We start from the raw sequence: 9,900 nt of genomic DNA, 5'->3' as shown, positions 1-9,900 counted from the left end.
CCCCCCCCCCCCCCCCCCCCCCCCCCCCCCCCCCCCCCCCCCCCCCCCCCCCCCCCCCCCCCCCCCCCCCCCGGGCCTATCGGTCCTCCCAGCAGGGCCCCGCGGTGAGGAGAGCGGCGCGCTGCAAGATGAGCCGATACTGCGCCCCCCCCCCGGAGAAATTTCCTTCCTGGCGGGAACGCTGTGCGTCATGACGCCGGTAGCGCAACGTGGGAATGTCGAGCAGCATTCCGGTGGCGAGGGCGGAGCCGGCGATGAGGGTCGCGGTGTCCTCGACGCCGCGCAGTGCCGCCCATCCGCCGATGGCGAGAAGTAGATTGCGGCGCCACATCACCCCCGCCGGATGCACGGGGGGCAGTGTGTGGTCGGGCAGGGCGGCCATCCACGCGATGGCCAGTGCACCGCGGGCCAGCGGCCCGGCGGGGACGGCCAACGGCAAGGTCCGCAGAGATCCGTCCGGGTGCAGGTCGCGGGCGTGGCCAACCGCATAACCGGCGTCGGGATGGGTGGCGAGCGCGCCGCTGAGCGCGCCGAGTGCGTCGGGTTCGAGCTCGTCGTCGGCGTCGAGGTTCTGGACCAGCGGTGCGGTGCAGGCGCCCAGGGCGATGTTGCGGGCGACGCCGGGGCCCTCCCGGGTGCCGTGAGCGCCGATTCGTACCCGGCCGTCGGCCGCCGCCCCGCAGGTGGTCAGCGTGTCGCGGACCTCGCCGGACGGTCCGTCGATCTGAACCCGCCACGTCCAGTGGGGATGACGCTGGCGGCGTAGCGAGTCCCATGCTGCCGGCAGGTAGACCGCGTACTCGGCGTGTGCCGCGGTGACCACATCGACCCGCATGGACGCAGTATGTACCGATCCGCTCCGCATTCGTGTGGTACACATTCGGGGAAGATCTAGTGAAAGGGGGCATGTGGACGTCGCATCGATCAACGCGCGGCTCGGCCAGGCGGCCTCCGTCGATTCCCGCGAGCTGGACCGGGTCTGTGAACAGGTCGCCGCCGAGCTGATCGACGCGGACCTCGAGCCCCCGTTCCGGATTCCGTCGGCGGACTTCGTCACCGATGCCTGGCTGATCTGCGCCGACCGGTACTGGCGCCGCAGGTTTCTGCGTGAGCCGACCGTCGAGGTGGCGGCCCGCTGCGCCCGCTGGCTCCATGACCACACCGAACCGCAGGTCCGCCCGGACATCATCGAAAAGTGGACGCTGGGCTATGCCTTCATCACCAAGGGCACGGTCGAGTCCCGCCACGACCTCACCCTCGCCACCGGGCGGATCGTCGAGGCGGCCCGGGGCTCGGCCGACCTCTGCTATTTCGCCACGCTTTACCATGCTGGAAAGCTCCGGGCGAACTTCTCCTTCGACGAACTCCGCCAGTTCCTCGAGTCCTCCCTGCTTGCCGTCGCCGCCGGCCAGCACCGTGACGACCCCCTGTTCACCAGTCTGCGGGCCTTCGGCGCGTTCGGCAGTCGCACCATCACCACCGGCCACGCGCTCGAGCTTCTGGACTCGGCCTGGGGTGCCAACCCGCGTTCCCGGGCCGTCGTCGACGTCTGCCTTCACGCCCTCGCGGCGGCTCCACGCTTCCCGGGCCGGGGCGAAAAGCTACGGCAGCACGCCGTCGACGCCGTCGAGGAATTCCCCCAGGACCATCTCTTCCGGTTCCGCCTCGCGAGCGGGCAGCGCATGTGCGGCGACTACACCGAGGCACTGGACTCCATCGACAACGCGCTGCGTCTGCTGCCCGCGATCGGAACCCGCATCAGCCACGAGCTCCTTCAGGAGCAGTACCTGCGGGAACGCGACGTCATCGAGAAGGGCCTGGATCTCGCCGAACTGGCCGCGAGCCAGCAGACCCGTTGGCGCACGCAGGAGGCCGCGAACCGGGAGCTGCGCCGGACGCTGCAGACCTCCGCCGTCCGCGCCGTCGAACTCGTCACCGTTTTCACCGCCGCCGTCGCCTTCGTCGTCGGCTCGCTGCCCATCACCCTCACCGGCAATCTCGGTTTCCGCGACCGGGCGCTCCTGCTCGCCATTCTCGGCGGCGGACTTCTGCTTTTCGCCTTCGTCATCATCGCCGGAACCTGGATCATCACCGGCCGATATCACCCCGATTCCGACACCGCTCCGCCGAACAGCACCCGAAGATCCTGACCCGGACCCCTGTTCGCGCGGTCAGGCTCCCAGTCAGCCGCAAGATATGTCGCAGTCAGCCGCAAGATATATCGATCATGATATGCTGTTTTTTGACTGGTGATTTTTTCAATATCGACCCGATGTCGATGTGGTTGTCGGTCGTTGCCGTCCGGCGGGGCACCGTCGGGGTGAGGCGGCCGTCATCACGGTGCACCAGATCCTTTCCCTTCCAGGCCGTGTCGGCTCCCCTTCAGGCCGTGTCGGCATCGACCGATTCGACCCGGACCCGATCGTGCGCGCCGTCGGAGCGACGCCCCGTACATGACCGAAGTGTCGTCGACGGGTTCCCGGCCGGCCGCCCATCCCGGCAGCGATGTGGTCGACCGCGTGGTCAGTTGCGACCTCACGTTCGCGGTCGAACAGCCCGCGGACATCGCCCTGCACATCGCCGCCGCCCACGGCCGGGTGGTCCATGCCGAGCGGCTTGACGCGACGACCGGCGGGAAGGCGCTCCCGACGCCCGCCGAGCTGGCCACGCCGCACCGCGGCCGGATACATCTCCTGCACGCGCCCAGCGGAGTCCTGTCGGTGTCCTACCGGGCGGAACTCGCCGCCCCTGCCGCCCCCGGCCATCCGACTGTGGCCACCCCCCGTGACCTGCCGGGCCTGGAGCAGTTGACCTACCTGCGGGCGAGCCGCTACTGCCCATCGGACCAGGCCGTCGGGTTCGCGGTCGCCGAGTTCGGTGACCAGCCCCCCGGACGGCCACGGATTGATGCGATCACGCAGTGGATTCACCACCGGGTGGGTTATGTCGCGGGCTCCAGCAACGTCCACAGCTCAGCAACCGACGCCCTGCTCACAGGGCAGGGCGTATGCCGCGATTTCGCCCACCTCGGGATCATGCTGTGCAGGGCACTCCAGATACCGGCACGCTTCACCGCCGTCTACGCACCCGGCCTGACACCGATGGACTTCCACGCCGTCTTCGAGGCATGGTTCGACGGTGCCTGGTGGACCTACGACGCCACCCGCCGAGCCCCCCGCGAGAGCATGATCCGGATCGCGACCGGACGCGACGCGGCGGACACGGCCTTTCTCAACGTCCTCGGCGGCATCATCGCCCTGCGGTCCATCGAGGTGACCGCCACGGTCACCGGCGCACTTCCCCTCGATGACAACCTCGTCCCCCACCGGTTGCACTGATCTTGCACTGATCGCGACCCAGGACATGCCTGGCGGAGCAGGCTTGGCCGATCACCGACATCCGACGACGGACAGGCCCGCCCATGCAGAAAGCAGATATTCCGATGATTGATCACATTCGTCTTGACGCGATTGCCGCAGGTCTGTGGACAACCGCGGACATCGCCCATCGGCTGACCGTTTCGGCGCAGCGAGCCAGGCAGCTGTGCGCTCGCGCGGACTTCCCCAGACCGGCCCAGTCCGCGCCGTACTTTGATCTGTGGCGGGCCGGCGACGTCGAGGTCTGGCTCCAGGCGGGCCAGTCCGCCCGCTGACCGCCCTGCCGGGAGAGGCGCCGGCAACCCTGGTGGCTCGGTCGTCAGCGGGACGCCGGGTCGGTCGGCGTGGGGATCAGTTCGGTGCCGGCGAGCCACAGTCGTCGGATGGCGGAAGACACCAGCAGGCAGCCTCGGCAGGGGGTAGCGGCCAAGCGCCGTCAACGGTTCCCTTCTTTCCCATCGATCGCCAGCACCGGTCGAGTGAGTCGGCCCACTCGGAACCACCACCCGCCACCACCACCCGCCCCGCCCGTCGTCGTTGCCGACGATCGAGGCACGCACATAGCGTGTACCTCGGATCGGCCCCACAGGAGCGGGGACGCGCCTGGTGCCGGAACCGCCAAGGCTGGCCCGTGCTGTTCCGGTTCCGCGGAACCGGCAGGAGGGCGTTGAGAAGGGACAGACCGGCTGCGACGGGAGTGCTGGTGGCGGGTTATCTGGTCGATCTCTTCTCGTTGGACGGGCGGACCGCGGTGGTGACGGGGGCGACCTCGGGGATCGGGCGGGCCATCGCCGTCGCACTGGGACAGGCGGGGGCACGGGTGGTCGCGCTCGGGCGTCGGACGGAGGCGTTGGAGTCCGTCGTGACGGATCTTCGCGATGCCGGCGGCGCCGCGGCCGGATTCCCGTGCGATCTCGCGGACCGCGCCGAGCTACGCCGGGTGACGCAGCGGGCAGTCGAACCGTTCGGGGAGCCGGACATTCTCGTCACCTCGGCGGGGGTGAACCTGCGGCCGCCGTTCGGCGAGCTGACCGACGAGGAATGGGACCAGACGATGGCCGTCAATCTCGACGCGCCCTTCCTCCTGGGACGTCGCTACGGCCCGGGCATGGCGGAACGCGGCTGGGGCCGGATCATCAACCTGGCCTCGCAGCAGACGATCCGGGCGTTCGGGAACAGCGGGGCGTACGGGGTTTCCAAGGCGGGGGTCGCGGCCCTCACCAGGTCCCAGGCCGAGGCCTGGTCGAGGTACGGCGTGTGTTGCAACGCGATCGCGCCAGGATTCGTCCGTACACCGATGACCAGGGCGGTCTTCGACGATCCGGGCCGAGTCGAAGCACTGGCCGAACGCACGATGATGCGGCGGAACGGCGAACTGTCGGATTTCGTCGGCGCCGCGGTCTTCCTCGCCGGCCCGGCCGCCGCCTACATCACCGGCCAGACCCTGTTCGTCGACGGCGGCTTCTCCGCCACCTGACGGGAAGAACGCCCATCAGACAATGCCAGAGATCACCAGATGCCAGAGATCACCGAGGTAGGTAACCGGAGGTACGGGCACTCCTGGCCACTTCTAACGTATAGCACGGTGGGGGGCTTGCCGCAAGACCCAGTGGATGCCGCAGAATCGCCAGCTATGGCTGGCACCCGCGATGCGGACGTGATCGAGCAGGGCGCCGGCCCCACGCGCAGTGGTCGTCCGCGACCTGAGACCGAATGCTGGAGCTGACGCTGTTGAATCCCCTCACCATCAGCTCGTTCAACCTGCCCGAGCATCTCGCCGCGAAGGCGGACCCGGCGCTGGTCGGCGATGATGATCGGCACTTTGCCGCCATCGCCGCAACCCTCGAGCACCAGATCGCCGAGCTGACCGGGCGGCTCGTCGAGGCCCGGCGGGGCCCAGGCGGCAAGGGCCAGGCGGCCCTGGACCGCGACCTGGAGGTGCACCGCCTCACTGCCCGCCTGCGCACGCTGAGCCGCTTCGGCCTGGACCTCTGCCTCGGCCGAATGGTCCACGCCGACGCCGAGAACCCGGGCGATCCCGCGCACGACATCGAAGCCGGTCCGGTCTACGTCGGACGGCTCGGACTGCTGGACAGGGACGGCCGACGGCTGCTGCTCGACTGGCGCTCCCCCGCCGCCGAGCCGTTCTTCGGCGCGACCCACGCCAATCCGATGGGCCTGGTGAGCCGGCGCCGCTACCGCTGGGCCCTCGGGCGGATCACCGACTACTGGGAGGAGGTGTTCACCAGTGACGGCGAGGTCGGAGCCCTGGAACGGCATGCCGCGCTCGACGACCAGTCGGCCTTCATCGCGAGCCTGGGCGCCAGCCGCTCGCCGCGGATGCGCGACGTCCTCGGCACCATCCAGGCCGACCAGGACGCGATCATCCGGGCCGGGTCCCGCGGTGCCCTCATCGTCGATGGCGGGCCGGGGACCGGCAAGACAGTCGTCGCACTGCACCGCGCCGCCTACCTGCTCTACTCCGACCCGCGCCTGGGCCAGCGCCGGCGCGGCGGGGTGCTGGTCGTCGGCCCGCACCAGCCGTACCTCGTCTACACCGCGGACGTTCTGCCCAGTCTCGGTGAGGAGGGCGTGCAGACCTGCACCCTACGCGACCTTGTCCCCGAAGCCCGCCTTGTCCCCGAGGCCCGCGTTGTCCCCGGAGCCGCCAGGCAAACGCCAGGTGGAGACGATCAGGCACCATCGGAATCCGACCGGCGGGTCGAAGCACTCAAGTCCTCGGCGCGCTGGGTGGAGGCAGTCGACAACGCCGTCCGCTTCTACGAGGATCCGCCGACGGAGCCGATGACGATCTCGACCCCGTGGTCGGACGTCCGGCTGACGGCGAACGACTGGATCGAGGCGTTCGACGCGGCACAGGCCGGCACCCCGCACAACGACGCGCGCGAGCAGGTCCTCGAGGAGCTGCTCACCGTCCTGACGGCCAAGTTCGACCACGTCCTGCTCGGTGATCCCGACGGGGACGGCTACGTGGAGATCCCCGCCGACCAGCTGCGCGCGGTCCTGCTGCGGGACCGGGACCTGCGCCGGGCGTTCAACCGGGCCTGGCCGCTACTCGATGCTCCCGACATCGTCGCCGACCTCTGGTCCGTGCCCGCCTACCTGCGCAGATGCGCGCCGTGGCTGAGCCGGGAAGACGCCGTCGCGCTGCGGCGCGCCGATCCGCGGGCATGGACGGACGCGGACCTGCCGCTGCTGGACCTGGCCCGCCAGCGCCTCGGTGATCCGCAGGCGGCCCGTCGGCGCCGGCAGCAGGCATCCGCGGCGGCCGCCGAACGCGACCGGATGTCCCATGTCGTCGACAACCTGATCGCGGCCGAGGACGACTTCGAGAGCGTGGTCACGATGCTGCACGGCCAGGACCTGCGCGACGCGCTGGTCGACGAGAATGCGCTGCCCGCCGCGGACGCCGACCTGCTGGCCGGGCCGTTCGCGCACATCGTCGTCGACGAGGCGCAGGAACTCACCGACGTGCAGTGGCAGATGCTGCTGGCCCGCTGCCCGTCGCGCAGTTTCACCATCGTCGGCGACCGTGCTCAGGCCCGGCACGGATTCACCGAGTCCTGGCGGGAACGGCTCGAACGCGTCGGGTTCGACGAGGTTCGACTGGCATCCCTGAGCATCAACTACCGGACACCGCAGGAGGTGATGACGCAGGCCGAACCGGTGATCCGGGCCGCGCTGCCCGACGCCAACGTGCCGACGTCCATCCGGGCCAGCGGAGTTCCCGTCCGGCACGGGTCGGTGGCGGAACTGGACACGATCGTCGACTCCTGGCTCGCCGCCCACGCGGAGGGCACCGCCTGCGTCATCACCGCCGATGACGTCGCGCCACCGCCACGGGTCGCGGGCCTTCCTCGCGTCCAGGCGCTGACCCCGACGTTGGCGAAGGGCCTCGAGTTCGACCTGGTCGTCCTGGTCGACCCGGATGCCTTCGGCACCGGCATCTCCGGCGCCGTCGACCGCTATGTCGCCATGACCCGCGCCACCCGCGAGCTCGTCCTGCTCACGAACTCCTGACCGGTCGGGACGGACCGACTGACCGGTCAGGACGGGCCGAGGTCGCACTGGCAGGCCGTCCGTGACGTCCGCATGCTCCGCACTGGACGTCACGGACAGCCACAGCAACACCTGTCGATCTTCAGGCCGCCAGGTGATGATGCGGGGACGCACCGCCCTGCATGATCTCGCCAAGACTCGCGCCGAACCACGACCGTGCCGGATGTCAGATCGCCGAGGTGAGGGCGGCCTGGACGACGCGGACGACGTCGTTGATCGAGGACAGGGTGAAGACGTCCTCGTCCTCGATCTCGATGCCGTAGGTACGCTCCACCCGCGAGATCATGACAAGAACCTTCACCGAGTCCGCGCCTTCGGCTCCACGCAGGTCGGAGTCGGGTGCCAGCCGGCCGAGCGGGATGCCGATCTCGCGGTGCACGATCTCGGTGACGGTCCGCAGGATCTCGTCGCGGGACACCGAGGGGGACTCGTCAAGGGACACCGCCGAGGACTCGTCGCGGGACACAGGGGCGGTCATCGTGGCTCTCCTTGGGCGGCAGTAGCGGCGATAGCGGCTTCGACCTGATCGAACTCCTCGGGCCGCAGATCCATGCGTTCACGGGCGCTGGCCATCGAGATCGGCCGGTAGGTGGCGCTGGCCGACGCCGCCAGGCCGCCCTCGGCGTCGAGGATCTCAGCCTCGGCCCGCACCAGCCCGCTGCCGGACGAGGCGCCCCCCGGGCCGCCGCTCAGGTGGGCGACGCAGCGGTACTCCGCGTCTATCCGCAGGGAGCTGACATAGCGCAGCCGCATCCCCGTGGTCAGCGCGGTGTGACCGGCACGCAGCACGAGGAGGTTGCCCATCGTCTCGTCGCAGATGACGCCGATCAGGCCCCCGTGCACGATCCCGGGGTAGGACTCGTACCCACGGCCGAGTCGGAAGCGCGTTTCGATACCGGCGTCGTCGCGGGCGGCGAACCGCAGGCGCAGACCGTGCGGATTGTGCGGCGAGCAGCCGAAGCAGTGGTAGTCGGCGAGAACCGACCAGGGCACCGTCAGGTAGCCGCCGTCCTCGGGGCTGGAAGTCGGTGCGGGAAGGACCGGACGGTCCGAAGCCGCACCGTCGCTGGCCTGGTCGGCGGGCTGATCGAGAATCCGGCCGACGGACTGGACGCCGGCAGGGTGGCTGGGCATCGTTGCGGCCCTCAGCCGGCCGCGGGCGTGCCGACGGGCGTCACGGCGACGGGCGTCTCGGCCGTGGCCAGGTCGGCCATCGCGTGGCGGATGGCCGCGTTGCGGCTGAGGTCGAGGCCGACGGCGGTGCCCAGCATGCGCCGCAGTTTCGCCTGCAGCTTGTCCAGGGCGTCCGGCGGTGAGATCTGGAGGTAGACGTCGATGACATCGTCGACCGTCTCGTAGCCGCGCATCTCCTCCACCCGCTGGTGCTTGTAAACCCCGACCGGATGGTTGAGCCGCGCGCTTGTCACGTAGAAGTGGATGCGTTCCAGGACGGACTTCAGCTCGTGCGGGTGACGTTCCAGGCGCCGCTTCAGATAATAGAGAAACTCGCGGGCATGCCCCGCCTCGTCCCGGCTTGCGCGCAGAAGGAGATCGGACAGAACGGGCTCCTCCACCCATTCCGCCAGGGCCCGGTAGACGGTGTTGACGATGATCTCGGAAATCACGTTGGTGGTGAGGGTCGCGCTGGGCGTGACACCGGCCTCGTACGGCTCGCGCAGGGCCTCGATCCGCCGCTGGTCGATGTGGACGCCGACGCCCCGCAGCCAGGCCCGGAACGCATAGTGGTGCTGGAGCTCCTGGTAGGCCCAGACGGCGACGAACGCCGAGCAGTCGTAGTCATCATCGAACTCGCTGAGGAAGCCGTGCAGGCCGGGCAGCGAGGTGGCCTCGCCCATGACGACCCCCTTGACCAGGGGGACGTAGGCGGGCCGGACCAGGTCTCGGCGAATGTGGTCGAGGTCGAGGTCGGAAACCTTCCACTGCAGGCGCTCGTAGTGCTGAAAAACCTCGAAACTGTGCGCCGTCTCGGGGGTAACCGTCGGCATGAGAGAATCCCTCCTGGGTATTACCTCGCAGCCCGTTGCGTCCACACCGTAAACGGGCCGCAGCCAACCGGCAACCATCGACAGCAAAATGCCAATCGCACCATCTGCATCCGCTATCCAGCGGCACCACACGGAACCATCCGGGAATTTCGCCGGTGCGGATCCGTCCGCGCGTCCGACTGCCGTCGCCGGACGGGCGGACGGGCGGGGGGCGCACCGAGCACCCGTAGATCGTGCTCGACGAGCGGTTCGCTCCGGCCCGGCGTCATCGGTCCGTACATCAGATGCGGCAGACGAGGAGGCCGGCCATGGCCACCCTCGGAGGACGCGTCAGCGGGATCCCAGCAGCGGGTGGAGTCCGCCGAGGCGACACGGCCGAGGCGACACGGCCGAGGCGACACGGCCGAGGCGACACGGCCGAGGCGACACGGCCGAGG

General features: G+C 69.7%; 9 protein-coding genes. 5 read left to right on the top strand and 4 right to left on the bottom strand.

Translation table 11 applies throughout. The annotated features are described in order from the left end of the window. Positions 1–76: 76 nt before the first annotated feature. The gene (locus tag MXD95_RS06620; protein ID WP_250639652.1) at positions 77–835 is read right to left on the bottom strand and encodes a glycosyltransferase family 2 protein; all 759 of its coding nucleotides are present in this window, start codon (positions 833–835) and stop codon (positions 77–79) included. A gap of 73 nt (positions 836–908) precedes the next feature. Between MXD95_RS06620 and MXD95_RS06615 the strand changes: the two genes are divergently transcribed. The 5 genes from MXD95_RS06615 to helR all read left to right on the top strand — a co-directional run bounded on the left by MXD95_RS06615 (position 909) and on the right by helR (position 7,418). Beyond that, positions 909–2,150, top strand: coding sequence for a hypothetical protein (locus MXD95_RS06615; protein ID WP_250639651.1), 1,242 nt, complete (start codon positions 909–911; stop codon positions 2,148–2,150). Between the two features lie 303 nt (positions 2,151–2,453). After that, entirely contained in the window at positions 2,454–3,338 is an 885-nt protein-coding gene (locus MXD95_RS06610; RefSeq protein WP_250639650.1) for a transglutaminase-like domain-containing protein, read from the top strand. A 104-nt stretch (positions 3,339–3,442) separates the two neighbouring features. Further along, positions 3,443–3,652, top strand: coding sequence for a DNA-binding protein (locus MXD95_RS06605; RefSeq protein ID WP_250639649.1), 210 nt, complete (start codon positions 3,443–3,445; stop codon positions 3,650–3,652). 392 nt (positions 3,653–4,044) lie between these two features. Then, positions 4,045–4,854, top strand: coding sequence for an SDR family NAD(P)-dependent oxidoreductase (locus MXD95_RS06600; protein WP_250639648.1), 810 nt, complete (start codon positions 4,045–4,047; stop codon positions 4,852–4,854). 236 nt (positions 4,855–5,090) lie between these two features. Continuing rightward, entirely contained in the window at positions 5,091–7,418 is a 2,328-nt protein-coding gene (helR, locus tag MXD95_RS06595) for an RNA polymerase recycling motor ATPase HelR (protein WP_285223543.1), read from the top strand. A gap of 205 nt (positions 7,419–7,623) precedes the next feature. On the opposite strand, the gene MXD95_RS06590 is transcribed toward helR, so the two are convergent. The 3 genes from MXD95_RS06590 to MXD95_RS06580 are packed head-to-tail and all read right to left on the bottom strand — an operon-like array spanning position 7,624 to position 9,463. Continuing rightward, the gene (locus MXD95_RS06590) at positions 7,624–7,935 is read right to left on the bottom strand and encodes an acyl carrier protein (RefSeq protein WP_250639647.1); all 312 of its coding nucleotides are present in this window, start codon (positions 7,933–7,935) and stop codon (positions 7,624–7,626) included. After that, entirely contained in the window at positions 7,932–8,591 is a 660-nt protein-coding gene (locus tag MXD95_RS06585) for a PaaI family thioesterase (RefSeq protein WP_250639646.1), read from the bottom strand. Before MXD95_RS06585 ends, MXD95_RS06590 begins: the two co-directional genes overlap by 4 nt. A gap of 11 nt (positions 8,592–8,602) precedes the next feature. Further along, complete coding sequence (locus MXD95_RS06580) at positions 8,603–9,463, bottom strand: ferritin-like domain-containing protein (protein ID WP_250639645.1); 861 nt, start codon at positions 9,461–9,463, stop codon at positions 8,603–8,605. Positions 9,464–9,900 lie beyond the last annotated feature (437 nt).

The sequence above is a fragment of the Frankia sp. AiPa1 genome (genome assembly GCF_023243075.1).
Taxonomy (GTDB): domain Bacteria; phylum Actinomycetota; class Actinomycetes; order Frankiales; family Frankiaceae; genus Frankia.
The sequence above is the reverse complement of the archived record's forward strand: the minus strand, read 5'-3'. Positions and strand labels throughout refer to the sequence as shown.